This window comes from Pseudomonas sp. E102 (genome assembly GCF_052660185.1).
This window is the reverse complement of sequence record NZ_CP084025.1, coordinates 3130255-3152015: the sequence shown is the minus strand read 5'-3', so window position 1 is coordinate 3152015 and position 21761 is coordinate 3130255. Positions and strand designations below refer to the sequence as shown.

At 61.1% G+C, this 21761-nt stretch carries 22 protein-coding genes and 1 pseudogene; 10 read left to right on the top strand and 13 right to left on the bottom strand.

Features of this window, described 5'->3' with window-relative positions; all coding sequences use genetic code 11:
• Positions 1–274 precede the first annotated feature (274 nt).
• The 5 genes from DOCECA_RS14305 (at position 275) to prpF (ending at position 7077) form a co-directional block, all read left to right on the top strand.
• Entirely contained in the window at positions 275–988 is a 714-nt protein-coding gene (locus DOCECA_RS14305; protein WP_420767249.1) for a GntR family transcriptional regulator, read from the top strand.
• Positions 985–1869: a methylisocitrate lyase gene (gene prpB, locus DOCECA_RS14300; RefSeq protein ID WP_030137801.1), complete on the top strand. Its 885-nt coding sequence runs from the start codon at positions 985–987 to the stop codon at positions 1867–1869. Before DOCECA_RS14305 ends, prpB begins: the two co-directional genes overlap by 4 nt.
• A gap of 40 nt (positions 1870–1909) precedes the next feature.
• On the top strand, positions 1910–3037 hold the full coding sequence (prpC, locus tag DOCECA_RS14295; protein ID WP_434559924.1) for a bifunctional 2-methylcitrate synthase/citrate synthase: 1128 nt from the start codon (positions 1910–1912) through the stop codon (positions 3035–3037).
• A 204-nt stretch (positions 3038–3241) separates the two neighbouring features.
• The gene (gene acnD, locus DOCECA_RS14290; RefSeq protein ID WP_434559922.1) at positions 3242–5833 is read left to right on the top strand and encodes a Fe/S-dependent 2-methylisocitrate dehydratase AcnD; all 2592 of its coding nucleotides are present in this window, start codon (positions 3242–3244) and stop codon (positions 5831–5833) included.
• A 53-nt stretch (positions 5834–5886) separates the two neighbouring features.
• The gene (prpF, locus tag DOCECA_RS14285) at positions 5887–7077 is read left to right on the top strand and encodes a 2-methylaconitate cis-trans isomerase PrpF (RefSeq protein ID WP_434559920.1); all 1191 of its coding nucleotides are present in this window, start codon (positions 5887–5889) and stop codon (positions 7075–7077) included.
• Positions 7078–7206: 129 nt separating this feature from the next.
• Here the strand turns inward: prpF and DOCECA_RS14280 are convergent, their stop codons facing one another.
• From DOCECA_RS14280 to soxR, 9 genes and pseudogenes are all read right to left on the bottom strand, one after another.
• Positions 7207–8100 carry a metal ABC transporter substrate-binding protein gene (locus DOCECA_RS14280; RefSeq protein WP_434676069.1) on the bottom strand — a complete coding sequence of 298 codons (894 nt, stop codon included), beginning with the start codon at positions 8098–8100 and terminating at the stop codon, positions 7207–7209.
• On the bottom strand, positions 8101–9000 hold the full coding sequence (locus tag DOCECA_RS14275) for a metal ABC transporter permease (protein WP_420767253.1): 900 nt from the start codon (positions 8998–9000) through the stop codon (positions 8101–8103).
• The gene (locus tag DOCECA_RS14270) at positions 9000–9752 is read right to left on the bottom strand and encodes a metal ABC transporter ATP-binding protein (RefSeq protein ID WP_434648477.1); all 753 of its coding nucleotides are present in this window, start codon (positions 9750–9752) and stop codon (positions 9000–9002) included. The genes DOCECA_RS14275 and DOCECA_RS14270 overlap by 1 nt, the downstream gene beginning before the upstream one ends.
• Entirely contained in the window at positions 9749–10678 is a 930-nt protein-coding gene (locus DOCECA_RS14265) for a metal ABC transporter substrate-binding protein (protein ID WP_434648474.1), read from the bottom strand. Before DOCECA_RS14265 ends, DOCECA_RS14270 begins: the two co-directional genes overlap by 4 nt.
• A gap of 35 nt (positions 10679–10713) precedes the next feature.
• Positions 10714–11289 (bottom strand): DUF6162 family protein, encoded by a 576-nt coding sequence (locus DOCECA_RS14260; RefSeq protein ID WP_445570718.1) that lies wholly within the window; start codon positions 11287–11289, stop codon positions 10714–10716.
• Complete coding sequence (locus DOCECA_RS14255) at positions 11286–11612, bottom strand: hypothetical protein (RefSeq protein WP_420767257.1); 327 nt, start codon at positions 11610–11612, stop codon at positions 11286–11288. Before DOCECA_RS14255 ends, DOCECA_RS14260 begins: the two co-directional genes overlap by 4 nt.
• Positions 11609–12151: a thiamine pyrophosphate-binding protein gene (locus DOCECA_RS14250; RefSeq protein WP_434606995.1), complete on the bottom strand. Its 543-nt coding sequence runs from the start codon at positions 12149–12151 to the stop codon at positions 11609–11611. The genes DOCECA_RS14255 and DOCECA_RS14250 overlap by 4 nt, the downstream gene beginning before the upstream one ends.
• Positions 12148–13362: a PepSY-associated TM helix domain-containing protein gene (locus DOCECA_RS14245; RefSeq protein ID WP_420767259.1), complete on the bottom strand. Its 1215-nt coding sequence runs from the start codon at positions 13360–13362 to the stop codon at positions 12148–12150. Before DOCECA_RS14245 ends, DOCECA_RS14250 begins: the two co-directional genes overlap by 4 nt.
• A 226-nt stretch (positions 13363–13588) precedes the next feature.
• Positions 13589–13947 (bottom strand): annotated as a pseudogene (gene soxR, locus DOCECA_RS14240) (redox-sensitive transcriptional activator SoxR); the annotation flags it as partial.
• A gap of 252 nt (positions 13948–14199) precedes the next feature.
• On the opposite strand from soxR, the gene DOCECA_RS14235 reads away from it, so the two are divergent.
• The 4 genes from DOCECA_RS14235 (at position 14200) to DOCECA_RS14220 (ending at position 18366) form a co-directional block, all read left to right on the top strand.
• Positions 14200–14466: a hypothetical protein gene (locus DOCECA_RS14235; RefSeq protein WP_420767260.1), complete on the top strand. Its 267-nt coding sequence runs from the start codon at positions 14200–14202 to the stop codon at positions 14464–14466.
• A gap of 98 nt (positions 14467–14564) precedes the next feature.
• Positions 14565–15185 (top strand): LysE family translocator, encoded by a 621-nt coding sequence (locus DOCECA_RS14230; protein ID WP_420767261.1) that lies wholly within the window; start codon positions 14565–14567, stop codon positions 15183–15185.
• 155 nt (positions 15186–15340) lie between these two features.
• The gene (locus DOCECA_RS14225; RefSeq protein WP_445570717.1) at positions 15341–16507 is read left to right on the top strand and encodes a cysteine desulfurase family protein; all 1167 of its coding nucleotides are present in this window, start codon (positions 15341–15343) and stop codon (positions 16505–16507) included.
• 50 nt (positions 16508–16557) lie between these two features.
• Positions 16558–18366, top strand: coding sequence for an aminopeptidase P family protein (locus tag DOCECA_RS14220; protein ID WP_420767263.1), 1809 nt, complete (start codon positions 16558–16560; stop codon positions 18364–18366).
• 10 nt (positions 18367–18376) lie between these two features.
• Here DOCECA_RS14220 and DOCECA_RS14215 read toward each other — a convergent pair whose 3' ends face one another.
• Together DOCECA_RS14215 and DOCECA_RS14210 are read right to left on the bottom strand one after the other, a co-directional pair.
• Positions 18377–18967, bottom strand: a complete 591-nt coding sequence (locus DOCECA_RS14215) for a 2-hydroxychromene-2-carboxylate isomerase (protein WP_445570716.1) — start codon at positions 18965–18967, stop codon at positions 18377–18379.
• A gap of 31 nt (positions 18968–18998) precedes the next feature.
• Positions 18999–19727, bottom strand: coding sequence for an SDR family oxidoreductase (locus DOCECA_RS14210; RefSeq protein ID WP_445570715.1), 729 nt, complete (start codon positions 19725–19727; stop codon positions 18999–19001).
• Positions 19728–19816: 89 nt separating this feature from the next.
• Between DOCECA_RS14210 and DOCECA_RS14205 the strand changes: the two genes are divergently transcribed.
• Positions 19817–20386, top strand: a complete 570-nt coding sequence (locus DOCECA_RS14205; RefSeq protein ID WP_420767266.1) for a TetR/AcrR family transcriptional regulator — start codon at positions 19817–19819, stop codon at positions 20384–20386.
• An 8-nt stretch (positions 20387–20394) separates the two neighbouring features.
• On the opposite strand, the gene DOCECA_RS14200 is transcribed toward DOCECA_RS14205, so the two are convergent.
• Positions 20395–20676 carry a hypothetical protein gene (locus DOCECA_RS14200; protein WP_420767267.1) on the bottom strand — a complete coding sequence of 94 codons (282 nt, stop codon included), beginning with the start codon at positions 20674–20676 and terminating at the stop codon, positions 20395–20397.
• A 165-nt stretch (positions 20677–20841) separates the two neighbouring features.
• Positions 20842–21729 (bottom strand): threonine/homoserine exporter RhtA, encoded by an 888-nt coding sequence (gene rhtA, locus DOCECA_RS14195; protein WP_420767268.1) that lies wholly within the window; start codon positions 21727–21729, stop codon positions 20842–20844.
• Positions 21730–21761: the final 32 nt, after the last annotated feature.

Genomic DNA, 21761 nt, shown 5'->3' with positions numbered 1-21761 from the left:
TCCTGGTGCGCAGCGTTCCGTTTTCGGTTCAGGCCCTGGCATTACTGCACAAGCTCCCTAGGTGCCTTCTCTATATAGAAGAGTGGCAAATGCGGCGGCATTCTAGCACGGTGGTTTTCTGACGCCACCGCTGGCCGGGGGCTACGATACTTCGAAGCGGCAAGTTATGTCAGCACGCGTTATTAGACGATTGTCGACAATATGGTTTTTTGCTTTGACGTTTGAGGGTTATACGTTTAGTTTTTGCCGTATTGATTTTAAAGGTGTCGACAATATGCTCGATCAGCTCGAAACGCCGGTCCTCGTCCAAGACGATGTCGAGACCTTGTCCGAGAACGTTTTTCGACGCATCCAGGCTGCCATCGTCAAGGGCGAGATCGCCCCGGGCAGCAAGATCTCCGAGCCCGAACTGGCCCGTACCTACGGCATCAGCCGTGGGCCGCTGCGCGAGGCGATCCATCGCCTCGAAGGCCAGCGCCTGCTGGTGCGCATCCCCCATGTCGGGGCACGAGTGGTCTCGCTGAGCCATGCCGAGCTGCTGGAGCTCTATGAAATTCGCGAGTCCCTGGAGGGCATGGCCTGTCGCCTCGCGGCGCAGCGCATGACCCTGGAGGAAATCGACGAACTGCGCCGGGTCCTGGAAACCCACGAGCGCGATGCGGCGTTCCAGGCCGGTGTCGGCTATTACCAGCAGGAAGGCGACTTCGACTTCCACTATCGGATTATCCAGGGCAGCGGCAATCGCACCCTGACGCAGATGCTCTGCGGCGAGTTGTACCAACTGGTGCGCATGTACCGCATCCAGTTCTCCACCACGCCCAACCGTCCGCGCCAGGCTTTTGCCGAGCACCATCGGATTCTCGATGCCATCGCCGACCGTGACGGCGAACTGGCTGAATTATTGATGCGCCGGCACATCGGCGCGTCCAAACGCAACATTGCGCGTCATTTCCAGGACAGCGCCGCCACTGAACGAGGTGAGTCATGAGCAACAGCACTCCAGGCCAGCGATTCCGCGATGCGGTCGCCAGCGAGCATCCGCTGCAAGTGGTCGGCACGATCAACGCCAACCACGCGCTGCTGGCCAAGCGCGCCGGTTTCAAGGCGATCTACCTATCGGGTGGCGGCGTGGCAGCCGGCTCTCTCGGCGTGCCGGACCTAGGCATCACCGGCCTGGATGACGTGCTGACCGACGTGCGCCGCATCACCGATGTTTGCGACTTGCCGTTGCTGGTGGACGTGGACACCGGTTTCGGTTCCTCGGCGTTCAACGTGGCGCGCACGGTCAAGTCGATGATCAAGTTTGGCGCGGCGGCGATTCATATCGAGGACCAGGTCGGCGCCAAGCGCTGCGGCCATCGCCCGAACAAGGAAATCGTCTCGCAGCAGGAAATGGTCGACCGCATCAAGGCCGCCGTCGATGCCCGCACCGATGACAGCTTCGTGATCATGGCCCGTACCGACGCTCTGGCGGTGGAAGGCTTGGAATCGGCCCTGGACCGCGCCGCCGCATGCATCGAGGCCGGCGCCGACATGATTTTCCCCGAAGCCATCACCGAACTTGAAATGTACAAGCTGTTCGCCAGCCGCGTGAAAGCGCCGATCCTGGCCAACATCACCGAATTCGGCGCGACCCCGCTCTACACCACCGAACAACTCGCCGGGGCCGACGTGTCCCTGGTGCTCTACCCGCTGTCGGCCTTCCGGGCCATGAACAAGGCGGCCGAAAACGTCTACACCGCCATCCGTCGCGACGGCACGCAACAGAATGTCATCGACACCATGCAGACCCGCATGGAGCTTTACGATCGCATCGACTACCACACCTTCGAGCAGAAGCTCGATGCGCTGTTCGCGGCGAAGAAGTAAGGCGCGACTCCCTACAAATTCAAGAAAATGGAGACAGAACATGGCCGAAGCAAAAGTACTCAGTGGCGCCGGGCTCCGTGGCCAGGTAGCTGGGCAAACTGCCCTATCCACCGTAGGCCAGTCGGGCGCCGGGCTGACCTATCGCGGCTACGACGTCCGCGACCTGGCGGCGGATGCGCAATTTGAAGAAGTGGCCTACCTGCTGCTGTACGGCGAGCTGCCGACCCAGGCACAGCTGGACGCCTACACCGGTAAATTGCGCCAATTGCGCGACTTGCCCCAAGCCTTGAAAGAAGTGCTGGAGCGCATTCCCGCCGACGCCCACCCGATGGACGTGATGCGCACCGGTTGCTCGTTCCTCGGCAACCTTGAGCCCGAGCAGGATTTCTCCCAACAGCACGACAAGACCGACCGCCTGCTCGCGGCGTTCCCGGCGATCATGTGCTACTGGTATCGCTTCAGCCACGAAGGTCAGCGCATCGAATGCGTAACTGACGAAGTGTCCATTGGCGGCCACTTCCTGCATCTATTGCACGGTAAGAAGCCGAGCGAGCTGCACGTCAAAGTGATGAACGTGTCGCTGATTCTCTACGCCGAGCACGAATTCAACGCCTCGACCTTCACCGCCCGCGTCTGCGCCTCCACGCTGTCGGACCTGTTCTCTTGCATCACGGCCGCCATCGGCTCGTTGCGCGGCCCGTTGCATGGCGGCGCCAACGAGGCGGCGATGGAAATGATCGAGCGCTTCAGCTCACCCCAGGATGCCATCGAAGGCACCCTCGGCATGCTGGCGCGCAAGGACAAGATCATGGGCTTCGGCCACGCGATCTATAAGGACAACGACCCGCGCAACGAGGTCATCAAGGGTTGGTCGAAAAAACTTGCCGATGAGGTGGGCGACACGGTGCTGTTCCCGGTTTCCGAAGCCATCGACAAGACCATGTGGGAGCAGAAGAAACTGTTTCCCAACGCCGATTTCTACCATGCCTCGGCGTACCACTTCATGGGCATCCCGACCAAGCTGTTCACGCCGATCTTCGTCTGCTCGCGCCTGACCGGCTGGGCCGCCCACGTGTTCGAACAACGCGCCAACAACCGCATCATCCGACCGAGCGCCGAATACACCGGCGTCGAACAGCGCAAGTTCGTGCCAATCGAACAACGCTGAGCTGGAGGGCTAGCCGCAGGAACTGGGGAACTGGATAAACCCACAACCCTGTGGGAGCGAGCCTGCTCGCGATAGCGTCGGGTCAGCAGCATCAATGTTGGCTGACACACCGCAATCGCGAGCAGGCTCGCTCCCACAAGGGAACATGTTCACTTCAGTAGCTGCGCCAACCCTTCTGAAACCACCGTGACCCGAGTCCTGACGATGAACACAGAATTTCGCAAACCGCTGCCTGGCACTTCGCTGGATTATTTCGATGTTCGCGCGGCCGTGGAGGCCATCCGCCCCGGCGCCTACGATGGCTTGCCGTACACCTCTCGCGTATTGGCGGAGAACCTCGTGCGCCGCTGCGACCCGGCCACGCTGCGTGAATCGCTGCTGCAACTGATCGAGCGCAAGCGCGACCTGGACTTCCCATGGTTTCCGGCGCGGGTGGTGTGCCATGACATTCTCGGCCAGACCGCCCTGGTGGACTTGGCCGGTTTGCGCGACGCCATTGCCCAGCAGGGCGGCGACCCGGCGCAAGTCAACCCGGTGGTGCCGACCCAGCTGATTGTTGACCACTCCCTGGCGGTCGAGAGCGCCGGTTTCGATCCCCAGGCCTTCGCCAAGAACCGCGCCATCGAAGACCGCCGCAACGAAGACCGCTTTCACTTCATCAACTGGACCAAGAAAGCTTTCAAGAACGTCGATGTGATTCCGCCGGGCAACGGGATCATGCACCAGATCAACCTGGAGAAAATGTCGCCGGTGATCCAGCAGCGGGACGGCGTGGCCTTCCCGGACACGTGTGTCGGCACCGACAGCCACACGCCCCACGTCGATGCACTGGGCGTGATTGCCATCGGCGTTGGTGGCTTGGAAGCGGAAAGCGTCATGCTTGGCCGCGCCTCGTGGATGCGCTTGCCGGAAATTGTCGGCGTCGAGCTGACCGGCAAGCTGCAACCGGGCATCACCGCCACCGACATGGTGCTGGCGCTGACTGAATTCCTGCGTAAACAAAAAGTCGTGGGCGCATGGCTGGAGTTTTACGGCGAAGGCGCCAGCGCGCTGACCTTGGGCGACCGGGCGACCATCTCCAACATGGCCCCTGAGTACGGCGCCACGGCGGCAATGTTCCATATCGATCAGCAGACGATCGACTACCTGAAGCTCACTGGGCGCGAAGACCAGCAAGTGCAGCTGGTCGAGCACTACGCCAAGACCATTGGCCTGTGGGCAGACAGCCTCAAGGGCGCGCAATACGAGCGTGGCCTGACGTTCGATCTTTCTTCGGTCGTGCGCAACATGGCCGGCCCGAGCAACCCCCACGCCCGTGTCGCGGTGTCGGATCTGGCCGCCAAAGGCATCTCCGGCCAGTGGGACGACGTGCCTGGGCAAATGCCCGACGGCGCGGTGATCATCGCCGCGATCACCAGTTGCACCAACACCAGCAACCCGCGCAACGTGATCGCCGCAGGCCTGCTGGCGCGCAACGCCAACCGCCTGGGCCTGGCCCGCAAGCCGTGGGTCAAGTCATCCCTGGCACCGGGCTCTAAAACCGTGGCGCTGTACCTGGATGAAGCCGGCCTTACGCCCGAGCTCGAGAAGCTGGGCTTCGGTGTGGTGGCGTTTGCCTGCACCACGTGCAACGGCATGTCCGGCGCGTTGGACCCGGTGATCCAACAGGAAATCATCGACCGCGACCTATACGCCACCGCCGTGCTGTCGGGCAACCGCAACTTCGACGGGCGTATCCACCCGTACGCCAAGCAGGCGTTTTTGGCCTCGCCGCCGCTGGTGGTTGCTTATGCCATCGCCGGGACCATTCGCTTCGACATCGAGAAGGATGTGCTGGGCGTGGTGGACGGTCGCGAAATCCGCCTCAAGGACATCTGGCCAAGCGACGAAGAAATCGAAGCCGTGGTCAAGGCGGCGGTGAAGCCGGAGCAGTTCCGCCAGGTCTACATCCCGATGTTCGCCATCCAGGAAGACACCGGCCCGAAAGTCACGCCGCTGTACGACTGGCGCCCGCAAAGCACCTACATCCGTCGCCCGCCTTATTGGGAAGGTGCATTGGCCGGTGCGCGGCCGCTGCAGGGCATGCGCCCGCTGGCGGTGCTGCCGGACAACATCACCACCGATCACCTGTCGCCATCCAACGCCATCATGTTGGACAGCGCCGCCGGTGAGTACCTGGCAAAAATGGGCCTGCCGGAAGAGGACTTCAACTCTTACGCGACCCACCGCGGCGACCACCTGACCGCGCAGCGCGCGACCTTCGCCAACCCGAAACTGTTCAACGAAATGGTCGTTGAAAACGGCAAGGTCAAGCAGGGCTCCCTGGCCCGGGTCGAGCCGGAAGGCAAGGTCATGCGCATGTGGGAAGCCATCGAGACCTACATGGAACGCAAGCAGCCGTTGATCATCGTCGCTGGCGCCGACTACGGCCAGGGATCGTCGCGGGACTGGGCGGCCAAGGGGGTGCGTCTGGCCGGTGTCGAGGCGATCGTTGCCGAAGGCTTCGAGCGCATCCATCGCACCAATCTGGTGGGCATGGGCGTGTTGCCGCTGGAGTTCAAGCCCGGTACAGATCGCAAGACCCTGGGCATCGACGGCAGCGAAATATACGACGTGATCGGCGAGCGCACCCCGCGCGCGACGTTGACGTTGGTCATCACCCGCAAGAACGGCGAGCGCGTCGAAGTGCCGGTGACCTGCCGCCTCGATACCGCCGAGGAAGTGTCGATCTACGAAGCCGGGGGCGTGTTGCAGCGCTTTGCCCAGGACTTCCTCGAGTCGGCGGTGGCCGTTTAAATCGCCTGGGTGGCCGGTTTTTCCGGCCGCCCGTTTTTAAGGAGTTGGAGCACATGGCTCACTCGCCTCAAATCAAGATCCCCGCGACTTACATGCGTGGCGGCACCAGCAAAGGCGTGTTCTTCAGCCTGCCAGACCTGCCCGAAGCCGCCCGAGTCCCTGGCCCGGTCCGGGATGCCCTGTTGCTGCGGGTGATCGGCAGCCCCGACCCGTACGAAAAACAGATCGATGGCATGGGCGGCGCGACGTCCAGCACCAGCAAGACGGTAATCCTGTCCAAGAGCACCCGGGCCGACCACGATGTCGACTATCTGTTCGGCCAGGTGTCCATCGACAAGCCTTTCGTGGACTGGAGCGGCAACTGCGGCAACCTGTCGGCGGCGGTGGGGTCGTTTGCCATCAGCAGTGGCTTGGTGGAGCCGGCCCGGATTCCGCAAAACGGTGTGGCCGTGGTGCGGATCTGGCAGGCCAACATCGGCAAGACCATCATCGCCCATGTGCCGATCACCGACGGCGCGGTGCAGGAAACCGGCGACTTCGAACTCGACGGCGTGACCTTTCCGGCGGCTGAAGTACAGCTGGAGTTCATGGACCCGGCTGCCGAGGAGGAGGGCGGTGGCGGCTCGATGTTCCCGACCGGGAACTTGGTGGACGACTTGGAAGTGCCCGGTGTTGGTACCTTGAAGGCGACGCTGATCAACGCAGGCATCCCGACGATTTTCATCAATGCCCGGGATATCGGGTACACCGGTACTGAATTGCAGGGCGCCATCAACGGCGATCCGAAGGCGCTGGCGATGTTCGAAACCATCCGCGCCCACGGTGCCTTGCGCATGGGGTTGATCAAGCATCTGGACGAAGCGGCTCAGCGCCAGCACACCCCCAAAGTCGCGTTTGTCGCGCCGCCAGCGGATTACCTTTCGTCCAGCGGGAAAGCCGTGGCGGCGGGCGACGTCGATTTGCTAGTGCGGGCGTTGTCCATGGGCAAGCTGCACCACGCCATGATGGGCACCGCCGCCGTCGCCATCGGCACCGCCGCCGCGATTTCCGGCACCCTGGTGAATCTGGCCGCCGGCGGTATCGAGCGCAACGCCGTGCGTTTCGGCCACCCGTCCGGCACCTTGCGTGTCGGCGCCGAGGCCAGCCAGGTCGACGGCGAATGGACTGTGAAAAAAGCCATCATGAGCCGCAGCGCGCGGGTATTGATGGAAGGGTTCGTGCGGGTGCCCGGGGATGTTTTTTAACGGGTTCCTTCAGACATAACCCAAGACCTGTGGGAGCGAGCCTGCTCGCGATGAGGCCGGCACATCCAGCATCTATGTTGGTTGACACACCGCTTCTCGCGAGCAGGCTCGCTCCCACCGTGGCTGTGGTTAGCCTCCCATCAGTGCCGTGACGACCACCCCCACATTAGTTTCCAGCTCCGCCACCGGGTCGGCGCCATCGGTGCTCAGTACCAGCAACTGACTGCCGCCCTCGGTAATGGCCGCTTTCACAGCTTCCGACGGCTGGCGATGATGCAGCACCAGCGCCACGTCATTGTCTTTCAACGTTGTGATCAATTGCTTCAAGGCCTCGGGCGTCCACTCGGCGTCGGGCCGGGCGTCAGTACTGATGCCATCCAGATTCAACCCGCTGATCAAGTAACCAAAATGCTCGCTCAGGCTGACTACGCTCAGGTTATCGGCACTGGCGAGACGTTTTTCGCTGTCGGCGCTGAGCTTGAGCAGGCGTTGCTTGAGGGCCGCCAGGTTGGCGTCGATTTTCGCTTTGTCGTTTGGGGCCAGGCGCACCAGGTCGGCGGCGATCACGTCGGCCATCCGCCCCAGGTTGGGGCTGGCCATCCATGGCTGGCTCGCCAAACCGTCAGCCATCCCCGGTTGGACGGCGATACCGGGCAGGGCGCCGTCCACCGGGCGGGCCGCGTCGACTTCGACGATGCGGATGTTGCTGCGTCGGGCCATGGGGTACAGCGGATCGTCCGGCCATAACGAGCGCAGGCCGATCACGGCATCGGCATCGCTGGCCAGTTTGCCCAGGGCCGGCGCGCCACGGCCGCTGAAATAGGCATTCTGACGGGTGCCAGGCAGATTGGCGGGCGCGGCCCGCTCCAGGCTGACCTCGGTGCCCTTGAGCAAGGCCTCGCCCAACCCGTAGGTGACCGGCAACGACGCCAGCAGACGGACCTTTTCGGCGGCGAATGATGAAGTGACGGCCACGCCGCACAACGCGACGGCCAGGGTCAGTTGTCGCAATGAAAAAACCATTTATCCAAGATTCCCTTTGAGGCTGGGGACGACGCCACGGGCGATGGCGCTCAGGGCGAAGGCGATGCCGGCCACCAGAATGATCGCGGCACCGGACGGGATCGGCAGGTCGAAGACGATCGGCGCGAGAATCCCGCACAACGTGCTGACGGTGGCGATCAGTACCGAACACCAGAAGAAGCCTTTCAACGATTGGCTGAGCAGGCGCGCGGCAGCCGCCGGGATTACCAGCAGCGCCCCCACCAGAATGGCGCCAATGACTTTCACCGCCGCCACGGTAATCAATGTCACCAAGATCACGAACAGGTAGTCCAGGGCCTTGACCGCCACCCCGCGCACCGCCGCCAGTTGCGGATTGAAGCTGGCGAGCATGATGCGGTTGTACAGTGGCAACGCCAGCGCCATCACCAGTGAACCGACCACCGCCAGCACCAGCAGGTCGTTGCCGTTGACCGTCAGCACGGAACCGAACAGCACGTTCTCCAAGATGTGTACGTTGATCTTGCCCGCCAGGATCAACAGCAGGCTTGCACCCAGGGCCAGGGACACCGAAAGGAAGACGCCGATCAGGGTGTCCGGTGACAGGCCGGTTCGGTTGCGCAGGTAATTGAGCAGGATGCCGAACAGCAGGCAATAGCCGAACAGGCTTCCGTATGGCCCGGTGTAGGGTTCGCCGAGCAGGATGCCGACGGCCACGCCAGTCAGCGCCGCATGGCCCACGGCTTCGGAAAAAAACGCGAAGCGCTTGACCACCACCAGCGTACCGAGGCCGCCAAGCACCGGGCCGATCAACAACCCGGCCAACAATGCGTTGACCACAAACCCATAGGCCAGCGCTTCGGGCAGATAGCCGGACGAGGCCCAGCCCTGGACCATCAAGCGAAAGGCTTCGTAACTCATCAGGCCGCGCTCCCGTTGGTGCGTGGATGGGTGGAAAACAGCGTGAGCAGTCGCTCCGGGGTCAGGGTCTGGCGTGGCGGGCCGTCGAACAGTACCCGGCGATTGAGGCCCGTGACCCGGTCGGCCAGCCGCCCGACGGCTTCCAGGTCATGCTCGATCCACAGCACGGTGATCCCGGCCTGGCGCCAGTCCTGCAGCAACCGCTCGAACACCTGGATGCCGGCCTCGTCGAGGGCTGACATCGGTTCGTCCAGGACCAGCAGTTGCGGTGAAGGGATCAAGCCCTGGGCGAGCAATACCCGCTGGCGCTCACCGCCGGACAGCGCGCCCATCCGGCGCTTGCGCTTATCCTGCATGCCGACCCGCTCCAGGGCCTGGCCGATGGCACCGGTGTACTGCTTGCTCAAGCCGAGAAAGGCCGGGCGCCGTTGACACATCGCGGCCATGAAATCGTCCACCGTCATGGGCAGGCCACGATCGAACTCAAGGGCCTGGGGCACATAGCCGATGACGCCGGGCTCACCTGGCCACTGCAAGCTCAGGCGCCCCTTGTGCGGCATTTGTCCGAGCAGGGTCTTGATCAGGGAACTCTTGCCGCCGCCGTTGGGGCCGACCAGGGCATGGATGCTGCCAGGTTGTATCTGCAAGCCCACGTTGTCGAGAATCGTGGTGCGCCCCAGCTCGAGGCTGATGTCGATGAACTCGATCAGCGGGCCGGCCTTTGGCTGGATAAGGGTTTGCTGCACGGTCATGCGCCGGACTCCTGGATCGCCCGGACCACGGTGTCGAGGTTGCCGGTCATCTCCTTTTCGTATTTCCCGGCGCTGTATTCACCGTAGGAAATGTGCGAAAGCGGGTACAGCTTTACGCCTGATTCACGTTGGATGGTGTCGACGTAGGTGGAGGGAAAATCCATCTCCGAAAAGATCACTTTCACATCCAGTTCGCGCAACTGATCGATGGTCTTTTTCAACTGGCTGGGGCTCGGCTCGATACCGTGGGCCGGCTCGACCACGGCGGTCACTTCCAGGCCGAACTCGCGCAGCAGGTAATCGTAGGCGGCATGTACAGTCGCGACCCGCAACTCGGCGTTCGGCGCCTGGGTCAGCTTGGCCAGGGCGTCGGCACGCATCTGCCGCAGGCGCTTGCCGTAGGCGCGAGCGTTTTGCGTGTAGGTCTTGGCGTTATCGGGGTCGAGCTTGCCCAGCTCTCGGGCGATGTTGTTGACCTGGGCAATGGACGCGCTGATGGACAGGAACGTATGCGGGTTGACGACTTTGCCCGCGCCCCTGGCGGCAGTGCCGGTGGCGGCCAGCAAGGGCACGTTTTCGTTGGCTTCGATGACCTTCACGTCTGGTGTTTCGCTGGCGGCGATCATGCGGTCGGCAAAATCGTCATGGCCGACGCCGTTGAGCACGATCACATCCAGACCGCTGATGCGCTTGATGTCTTCGGCCCTGGGTTCATAGGCGTGGGGATTGAATCCGGCCGGGATCAACGGCACCACTTCGGCCTTGTCACCGACGATGTTCGCCACGTAACTGTAGTAAGGGTGCAAGGTGATGCCGATGCGCAGGCGCTTGGACGTTTCGGCGCTGGCCATCGGGGCGAGCAGGCAGGCCAGCAGGCCAAGCAACAGCAGGCACAGGAACGGGCGGCGTGGAGAGGCGATAGACATGGGCAAGCGGTCTTCTCTTGGATGAGGGCGAGGGGTCAATGCCGGTGCTGGCGGGTCACGCCGGCATCGAATTGCGCGACGATCTGTTGCCAGCCGGATGCGGACAAAGCAGCGTCGTCCAACACGGCAGGGGCGGTCGCAGGATTGCTGCGGTTGAGCCAGATGTCCGGGGGCGCGTCGGATGTTTCGCTGATGCGCATCAGAAAGGAGCCTGCGATTGACGGGGTAGCACTCGCGCCAAAGTAGGCTTTTTCACCCAGCAGTTGCCAGGCGTGGCCGCCGCGGGTGACAGAACTGGCATCTTGGGCGAACGGGGCAAAACCTTCGTCCGCCAACGCTTGCGGGCCGGGAAGGGCTAGCTCGCTTTCGCGCAGAATGCGGATCTCGTCCAGCGTGACCCGCAGGTCGGCATAGATGCCTTGCTCGGCGGCGCTGAGGTCGCGACGGGCATCCAACTGGTTGCTTTGCACGGGAGTGACGTCCTGGGTTTCGCCATGCCAGGCCACCACCGACCCGGCTCCCAATACGATGATCAGGCACAGCAGCAAGACATAAAGGGTTTCGTGGCCCGCGCCAGCGGGGCGAACGACGCGGAGGGTAGGTGTGCTCATGGGGCCTCGATGTCGGCTTGGTCGATTTCCACGACGTGCCCGGGGCCGGCGTCGAAGAGTACGTAGAACTCGGCGTCCGGTTTCTTGAAGGTCAGCGTTGAGTCGGCGCCGAGCTTGCCGGGTACGAGGATGGTTTCGTCATAGCCAATCACGTCCAGCGTCACTCCGGGTGCACCGCTGCCGTCGGAAAAACCGCCGGTGCATTGGATCTGCTCGGCGTCGATGGCCTTGCACTCGCACATTGGGTTATGGGCCAGTGCGCTGGTGCTCAAGCTTGCGCAAAGGAGCAATGCCATGCTGTTGAGGAAGGCGCGGAGGGTCATGGTCGGGCTCCTTGGGTTTTCAGCCAGGCAACGGTGGCCGGGGAGGCCTGGTTCAGTGGAATCGAGGCCTGGTGCATCGAACCGTCCCAACCCTCGAGGGTTATCCACAGTTCGGCATCGGGCTGGGTCTTCGGCGGGACTGGCAACAACGCGCCCATGCGATAGGGCGAGCCAAAGAAAATCACCCCGGCGGCCCGCAGGCTGCGGGGCTTGCCAATGCGCAGATAGGTGGCTTTCACCTGGCTGATGCAGCGTTGGCACAGCGCGGCATTGAAGTGCTTCATGGGGCCGGCGGGACCCTGGGTACGAGGGGCTTCGTTGCGAAATTCCGCCAGGCGCAAGCTCCACGGCCCGACCTGGATCTCACCGACTTCCCGCTCTCCGAGCCCGCCGTCGCCACGGAACAACGCAGCTTCCGAGAAATACTTGGGCATGAAGCCCAGGGGAATCAGCAGCAACAGCACATTGAGATGGAAACGCCATTTATGCCAGAACCGGCCCAGGCGAGAGGGTGGCAGGGTTGTGGTGGACGGATTCACAGGCTGCCCTCCGGCGAGTCACGGTGGAGGGAGGGTTGCAATGGGGGGGCGATCCGGGCGGGCCGGGCAGGTTTCTGGCTGCGCTTGACGGCGTTGGCAGTGGCCAGGGCGGTGCGTTTGGTCCAGATCAGCAACCCACTGAGGACCATCATGCTCAGGATCAGACCGAAGAAAAACCAGATGAGCTTGATCCAGAGGCCGCCGAAGTCCCCGGTGTGCAATGGCCGCATGGATTCGGTGACGAACTCCAGGGGCGTGCGGTCCGCCAACAATCGCGTGGCGTCCACCTCGCCGCTGTAGGGATTGATGGTCGCGGTCTGGAACATCAATGGATACCAGCCGCGCCCGCCGATTTCGACGTGGCTGTAGGCATTGCCGGGTAGGCTGACAAAACTCGCGTCCAACCCCGGGATTTGCTGCCGGGCGATCTCGATGGCTCGGTCCAGGTTCAATCGTGGTGGAGCAATACCATCGGCTGACAGTGGAACGCTTTCACGAGCCACGACCGGGACGACCGGCGCGCTGGAGATGGAGATGCCGTTGTCGGCCAGTGTGGCTTCGATCAGGAACCAGGTGCCGGTCACGGAAATGACCGCAATGAACCAGATCGACCAGATACCGCTGAGCCGATGGAAATCGCCCCAGAAAATCCGCGCGCCGTGGCGGATGCGCAAGGTCGGGCGCAAGAAACCTTTCCAGAAGCGTTTGTAGACGACAAGCCCGGTAACCAGTGATGCCAGCATCGGCAGGCCGAGGAGAGACACCAGGTACCAGCCCCAGCTGTAGCCGTTGGTGAACGGCACCAGCCACCATCCATGCAGGGCGCGGGTAAAAGCCCTGAAATTGAACGCCGGGGCCGATCCCTGGATGACGCCGCTGTAGGGATTGACGTAGACGGTGTCCGGGCGGCCGTCGGGGTAGGTGACTTTGGCTTCAAGGGCAAAATGCGACTCATCCGGACGCACGATACTTTGCACTTGTGTCAACGGCTGGGCTTGCTTGATGGCGGCCATGACCTGGTCATAGCTGAGCAACGGGGCGTCATCGCTGGGCTTGCTGGCGCGCATCTCAGGATTGACCAGCCAGACGATCTCCTGGCTGACCACCGCCAGAGTGCCGGTGACGCAGACGATCAGGACAAAAAACCAGATGGGCAACGCCAACCAGCTATGAACGAGAAACCAGAGTTTGGAGCGGGACTTCTTCGACATGATTGAACGTCTTGATTCGATGGAAGGTTCCGTGTCGCGGGCTTCGCAACGGCCTGAACCCTGGAAAAGCAGACCGTGGCTTTTGCCGACGCGGCCTGCTGCATCTAATTAAGACGAACGAGACACTCAAATCCTGAAGAGTAAGTTGAAAGAAAATGTTTCGCGTTAGCGATAAGCGTGGTTTGGTGTTTGGGTGGCGAGCCATCAAGCTCCCGGACGATCACACACAACCGATGCAGCCGTTCAGTCGGTCGCGCAGAGCGATCAGTTGATTGATGCGCTCATCCAGATTCCGGCTCCACGGCGCCGACAAGGTCTGCCAGTCGGCTGCTGTCGGAGCGCGATCCTCCGGCAGATTCTTCAGCGCCTCGCCAATCTCCGTCAAGGGAATGCCCAGGCGCTGAGCGACTTTTGATCAGCGCCACCCGCCGTAGCACTTCCCGAGGGTAGCGACGTTGATTGCCCTGGTTGCGGGTGCTTTTGACCCTTGGACTCATAGAGGTGCAGCGCCGTGACCGCTACGCTGCTGCGAGCGGCGACTTGGCCAAGGGTGAGCTCCTTGTGGAGGTTAATAGGAATCGTCATTTCAGATGGCGAGGGGTATTTCTGGTGGCTGGTTCACAAGCATCGGGCCAAAGCGGTGACGTTCGGCTCATTTCAGGTACTGCGCATTATCGAGCGCAGCCTGGACGGCGCTCTGCATTGCCCCTGGGTCAGCCAAGCGCAACGAGAGATACGAGAGGGCGATACCCACTATCGAAACCGTTGATTTTTGCCGTTCCATGCTGGCGGGTAGCCTTTGTTCATCGCCCCACTACAGAACATTGGACGCCCGCCATGAACCGTATCCTTGCTGTCTTGCTACTGTTGGCCGTCACCGTATTGAGCGGTTGCGCCTCGTCGTCTCCGGAGCTGCGTCCTTACACAGCTGAGGAAACTCGTGAGCTGGCCCTCGAAGCGCTGAATCGCCGAGGCCTTTCTTTTGAGGAGTATCACGCGAAGAAAGCCGAATTGCTGGGACCGTCGCAGAAAAATACCGGTTTCGACGAGCGTGGCGAAATGAATGCCGAACGGACCGTTCAACTGCCTGGCCGACCAAGCTGAAAGACTGTACCGCTCGAAGTTTTGCCTAACTGTCCATGGGCGCGTGCCGGGACGTGGGGTAGGGTCATCATTTGACTGCCCCAACGGATTGACCTGCCATGACGCTCTCGCTTGACCTGCTGCTGGGCTTCGCCCTGTTTGCCCTGGTGACCTCGATCACACCAGGCCCCAACAACACCATGTTGCTGGCCTCGGGTGTCAATTTCGGTTTCAGCCGTACGATCCCTCACATGCTGGGCATCACCTGCGGCTTTTTTTCCCTGGTGCTGGCGGTGGGCCTTGGCCTGGGCGCGGTGTTCCAGACTTATCCATTGCTGTACACCGTGCTGCGCTACATAGGCGCGGCGTATCTCATGTACCTGGCATGGAAAATCGCCCATTCCGGCCCGGTCTCGGACAGCTCAACGGGCAACAACAAGCCGATCGGTTACTGGGGCGCGGCGGCGTTCCAATGGGTCAACCCCAAGGCCTGGATCATGGCCATCGGTGCAATCAGCACCTATACACCGCTGCAAGGCTACTTTTTCAATGTGGTAGTGATCGCGGCGGTGTTTGCCTTGATCAATCTGCCAAGCGTCAGCCTTTGGGTCGTTTGTGGCAGCCTGTTGCGAAACCTGTTGCGTGATCGTCGATGGTTGCGCCTGTTCAACTGGGGCATGGCGCTGCTGTTGGTCGCGTCGCTGTATCCGTTATTGCTCGAAAGCATGAGTGAGGGCTGAGCTTCGGCGCGATGCCTGCTAAGCTCGCTGTTCCAGGAGCGTTCCTACGCACTTATAAATGAAGTCCGACTTCTTTAAAGGTCTTGATCAGGTAATGCTTGTCTCGAATCCAACGAGGGCACCCTGGTCTTGGAACCGGCTCTGCGAGTTTCCTTATGAATAAGCGTCCTTTGTATTTCGATTACGCCGCCACCACGCCGGTGGATGAGCGGGTTATCCAGGTCATGATCCAATGCCTGGGCTTCGACGGTAACTTTGGCAACCCAGCCTCCAGCTCCCATGCGTTCGGCCAGGAGGCACGACAAACCGTGGAGCAGGCACGCCAGCAGGTGGCCCGGTTGGTTGGCGCTCGAGCCGATCAAATCATCTGGACCTCCGGTGCCACCGAATCCAATAACCTTGCCTTGAAGGGCGTGGCGCAGGCGCGCGGTGCCGGCGGTGGGCATGTCATTACCAGCCTGATCGAACACAAGGCGGTTCTCGATACGGTCAGGCAACTAGAGCAAAGTGGCGTCGAGGTGACTTGGCTGGCGCCAGACGCCGATGGCCTGATCACTGCGCGCGCGGTTCGCGAGGCCCTGCGCGAAGACACGTTCCTCGTGTCGCTGATGCTGGTGAACAATGAGTTGGGAACCGTCAACGACGCCGTTGCCATCGGTGAGATCGTTCGCGAGCACGGCGCGCTGTTCCACATGGACGCCGCCCAAGGGGCGGGAAAGGTGGGCATCGACCTGGCCCGGTGGCCGGTGGACCTGATGTCCTTTTCCGCGCATAAGATCTACGGACCCAAGGGTATCGGCGCGCTATACGTTGGCGACCGTGCGCGGCCTCGGGTATCGGCACAGATTCATGGCGGAGGCCACGAAGGTGGTTTGCGCTCCGGCACCCTGGCGACCCATCAGATTGCAGCCATGGGCGCTGCGTTCGAGCTGGCGGCGCAGTCGTTCGACCAGGAGCTTGCCCAGATCGCCCGGTTGCGCAATCGTTTGCTCGAGCCGCTGTTGGCATTACCCGGTGTATGTATCAATGGCAGTGCGAGCTGCCGTATTCCCCACACGTTGAGCCTGACGTTCAACGAAGGTGAATTCAACTCGGCGACATTGGGTGCGTCGATTGCATTTTCGGCTACTTCGGCCTGCAATTCAGCGCAGAACAGCCCATCCCATGTCCTGCTGGCCCTGGGGCATGATGCACGTGCGGCCGGGCGGACTATCCGCTTGAGCCTGGGGCGTTTCACCAGCGAACAGGATATTGATGAGGCGGTGCGGGTTATCAAGGAAGCCTGCGCTGCTGCGCCGGCGTTTTGGGCGACGACCCCTTGAACCGACCGACCTTTTGCAACGAACAATAAAATCGATTAGCAGGAGTAATAATGAGTACCGAGCCTTTGACCCCAGGAGAGGTGCCCCAGCGCCTGGCCCGAATTCGCCAGTTGATGAGCGAGGAGGGCGTTCATGCGCTGCTGGTCCCGTCGGCCGATCCGCATCTGTCCGAATATCTGCCAGGCTATTGGCAAGGGCGTCAGTGGTTGTCCGGCTTCCATGGATCGGTCGGCACCTTGATCGTGACGGGGGAATTCGCCGGGGTCTGGGCCGACAGTCGATACTGGGAACAGGCCACGAAGGAACTGGAGGGCAGTGGGATCGAGTTGGTCAAGCTCATGCCAGGTCAGCCCGGCCCATTGGACTGGCTGGGTGAACAAACACCCGAGGGTGGTGTTGTGGCGGTCGACGGTGCAGTCATGGCCGTTGCGTCGGCCCGCACGCTGAGCAGTAAGCTTGAATCGCGCGGCGCGCGGTTGCGTACCGACGTCGACCTGCTGCATAAGATCTGGACCGATCGTCCAGCCCTTCCGGATCAGCCCGTCTACGCCCACCTGCCACCCCAAGCCACGGTGAGTCGTGTAGAGAAGCTTGCCAAACTGCGCGAATCCCTCAAGGAACGCGGTGCCGATTGGCATTTCATTGCGACCCTGGATGACATTGCCTGGCTGTTCAATTTGCGTGGCGCGGATGTGTCGTTCAACCCGGTGTTTGTCTCCTTCGCGTTGATTGGCCAACAACAGGCGACGTTGTTCGTAGCCTTGGACAAAGTCGGTGCGCCATTGCGTGCCACTCTTGAACAGGATGGCGTGACGCTGCGCGATTACAGCGAAGCCGCGGCCGCGCTGCGTGAAGTGCCAAGCGGTGCGAGCCTGCAGATCGATCCGGCGCGGGTCACGGTCGGCTTGCTGGATAACCTGGACAGTGGCGTCAAGCTGGTCGAAGGTCTCAACCCCACGACCCTGGCCAAATCCCGCAAAACCTCGGCGGATGCCGAGCATATCCGCCAGGCAATGGAACAGGACGGTGCGGCGCTCTGCGAATTCTTCGCCTGGCTGGAAAGCGCCTGGGGCCGCGAGCGCATCACCGAGCTGACTATCGATGAACATCTGACCGCGGCACGCAAACGCCGGCCGGATTTCGTCTCCCTGAGCTTCAATACCATCGCGGCCTTCAATGCCAATGGCGCAATGCCCCATTACCACGCCACGGAAGAAGCGCACGCCGTTATCGAAGGTGATGGCCTGTTGTTGATCGATTCGGGTGGCCAGTATCTCGGCGGTACCACGGACATCACACGCATGGTACCGGTCGGAACGCCAACGCCGGAGCAGAAGCGTGATTGCACTCGAGTCCTCAAAGGTGTGATCGCGTTATCGCGGGCCAAATTTCCCCGGGGCATTCTATCGCCTTTGCTCGATGCCATCGCCCGCGCGCCAATCTGGGCCGAGCAGGTGGATTACGGCCATGGCACTGGCCATGGCGTCGGTTATTTCCTGAACGTGCACGAGGGGCCACAAGTCATTGCCTATCAAGCCGCTGCCGCGCCGCAAACCGCGATGCAGCCGGGTATGATCACGTCCATCGAACCGGGCACTTATCGCCCGGGTCGCTGGGGTGTGCGCATCGAGAACCTGGTCCTCAACCGCGAGGCAGGCAGTAGCGAGTTCGGTGAGTTCCTGTCCTTCGAAACCCTGACGCTGTGCCCGATCGATACCCGTTGCCTTGAGCCAGCGTTGCTGACCCAGGATGAAAGGGACTGGTTCAACGCCTACCACGCCGAGGTTCAGCGTCGGTTGAGCCCATTGCTGCAAGGCGATGCGCTGCAATGGCTGAACACCCGGACAGCGGCGATCTGATGCAAAAAGGTCAGGCTAGGGCTTCACGGACGAAGTCCAGCCGATCCTGGCCGAAGAACAGCTCGTTGCCTACAAACATGCTCGGCGCGCCAAACACGCCTCTGCGGATCGCTTCTTCGGTGGAGTTTTTGAGCTGGTCCTTGACCTGTTGATCAGAGGTCAAGGCCAGTACATACCCAGGATCAAAACCGCCGCCTTCCAGAACCGCCGCAACTGTCGCTGGATCGTTGAGATTTCGGGCGTCAATCCAAAGCGCGCGGAACAGGCAATCGATAAAGGTCTCGAATCGGTCTGGGTGGCGCAATTGCATCCCGGTTACGGCGCGCATCAACAGCAACGTGTTGATTGGGAAATAGGGGTTGAGCTTGAACTCAACGCCATAACGGGTAGCAAAGCGATTCAGATCCTTGAACAGATATGGCCCTTTGGCCGGTACGGTAACAGGCGATGCGTTGCCGGTTGCCTTGAAGACACCCCCCAGCAACATCGGGCGGTAGATCAGCTCACTATCCGCTTGTGCGCAAAGCGCAGGTAACTGCGTGTAGGCCAAGTAGGTGGTGGGGCTGCCGAGATCGAAGAAAAACTCTACGGATTTGCTCATGGGCTGCTCTTTTTTTTTATGAGGTGGAGGCTTACCAGCGTTCGCTCCAGGGGCGCACATCCAGCTCGAATGTCCAGGCATCGCGGGGCTGGGTATGCAAGTACCAGTAATTTTCAGCAATGTGTTCCGGATCGAGAATGCCGTCTTCGTCCTTGGTGGCATATTTTTCCGGGAAGTTGTCGCGAATGAAGGCCGTGTCGATGGCGCCGTCCACTATTACGTGAGCGACATGGACGTTCATCGGGCCCAGTTCGCGCGCCATGCTTTGCGCCAAAGCTCGCACACCATGCTTGGCCCCGGCAAACGCGGCGAACCCTGACGCTCCGCGCAATCCGGCCGTGGCTCCGGTAAACAGGATTGTCCCGCGCTGGCGCTTGACCATGCGCTTGGCCACTTCCCGAGCATTGAGAAAGCCGGAGAAGCAAGCCATTTCCCAGATCTTGAAATACTTGCGCGCCGTCTCCTCCAGAATGCTGCAGGGCACATTAGCGCCAATGTTGAATATGAAAGCTTCGATCGGTCCGATCTGTACTTCAATTTGCTCGATCAGCCCGATGACTTCATCTTCGTTGCGCGCATCGCAGGCGAAACCGTGAGCATCACCTCCCTCGTCCCGAATGCTGTTAACTAACGGCTCAAGCTTGTCGGCACTTCGACGCGTGACGCAGGCAACGAAACCCTCCCGGGCGAAACGCCTGGCTATTGCCCCGCCGGTGGCATCGCCAGCACCCACAACCAGTACGACCTTCTTGTTATTCATAGTCCGTCCCATTGCTAAACGATCGTTAACTAAACGGACGTTATGTTAAGATCCGGCCAACGTCAAGGTGTGCATTCAGAGGCAGGACGATGCGTTATTCAGCCAACCACAAGATGGAAACTCGCGAAAAACTGCTCGCCAGCAGCGCTATCTCTGCTAAGAAATCCGGATTTGCAACGGTGGGCGTTGATGGCCTGATGAAGGCGATCGGGTTGAGCGGCGGCGCGTTCTATAGCCATTTCTCATCCAAGGATGAGCTTTTCAGGGCGATTGTCGAACGAGAGCTGGCCCACAGCCTGGACCGCTTGAGTGGCGATGGGATCATGGACTCAACGAAACTGGAGCGTTGCCTCAAGCAGTACTTGAGCATGAGCCATGTGGAGCAACCGGAGGTGGGGTGTGCCTTGCCCGTGTTGGGGGCAGAGATCGCGCGCTCGGATATTCAGGTACGGGAGGCGGCACAGACTTGGATCTGCCGGTTGCATGAAGGCTGGGCGCGGATAATGGGAAGTGACAGCCTGGCATGGGCGGTCCTGTCACAATGTGTCGGGGCATTGGTAGTGGCACGCATGTTGGCGTCGCCTGAGATTCAGCGCGATGTCCTCAAATCCAGCCGTGAGGAAATCAGTCGTCGAATCGCCGAGCGACCCTTTGACTGATCCGCTGATTATTTGCAGATGACGATCATGCTGCGGCTGGTATACCCGGCGGGGTTGAGCCCGAAGGGATAGTCACCCGGTTCCTCGACGGCATCACCGGATTTGGCGATCACCTTGTAGTTCTTGGGGGCGCATGAATTGGCCGCCGTGGCGGCGCATTGGTCCCAGGATGAAGTCAGACCGGAGCAATTGATGTGAAGGCCCTTTTTACCGCGTTTCATTTCGGTTTTCGATGTCGCCGCGCAGCCCGCAACTGCCAGCACGGCGATCAAGATCAAGATTCGTTTCATTCCCGTCCTTATGCCGTCGTGGATCTTGTGTCTACGTACGGCTGTGTTCGCTTTCGCTTGAAGCGTTCATGACGTCCTGTATAAAAAAATCCATGCCTGGCATTAGGTTACGGGGCTAAACATGGCCTAAATGTGCGGTAAATACCAGAGCTATATAAAAACTGCTCAATCTGCTGCGATGGCGGGCTTTGCGGTATCTCCCATCGTCAGTGTCGCGCCGACTGATGCAAGGACGATGCAGGTGATGGCGGCCCACTGCGCCAGCGACAGGTATTCCTGAAGGAAGATAAATCCCGACAAGGCGCCGATCGCGGGCTCGACGCTCATTAGCGTGCCGAACGTGCGGGCTGGAATCCGGGTCAGGGAAATCATCTCCAAGGTATAAGGCAGGGCTGTGGACAGGATGGCGACCCCGATGGCGACCGGAATCAGACTCGGCGTCAGCAGCGCGGCACCGGCGTGCACAATACCAATAGGGGCGACAAACAGAGCCGCTATCATGACTCCCAATGCTGCGGTCTGAACGCCATTGTCCGCGCCGGCCTTCTGGCCAAACAGAATGTATAGCGCCCAACACACGCCTGCGCCCAGGGCGTAACCGGCACCTACCAAGTCGATGCCGGTGTCGGCTGCCCCGGTAGGTATCAATAGCAGCAATCCGATCACTGCCAAGGCGATCCAAAGGAAATCGATCGCCCGACGCGAGGCGTAGATTGCAACCGCCAGCGGGCCGGTGAATTCCAGTGCCACGGCAATGCCCAGCGGAACGCTACGAAGAGACATATAGAAGAGGAAGTTCATGCCGCCGAGCGCCATCCCGTAGACCATCACCGTGCGCAGGGATTGAGCGGTGAGCTTGGCGCGCCAAGGGCGTAGCAATAACAACATGATGATGCTGGCGAAGATAAGGCGCAGGGTCGTGGTTCCTTGCGCGCCCACTACCGGGAACATGCTTTTGGCAAGAGCCGCGCCAGACTGGATCGAGGCCATCGCGATTATTAGCAAGGCAACCGGGAATAAAGAAGAAACCAGGTTGCGATTGGCTGGAGTCATTACGGGGTGTCATCCAATAAAAGGGCAAGAGA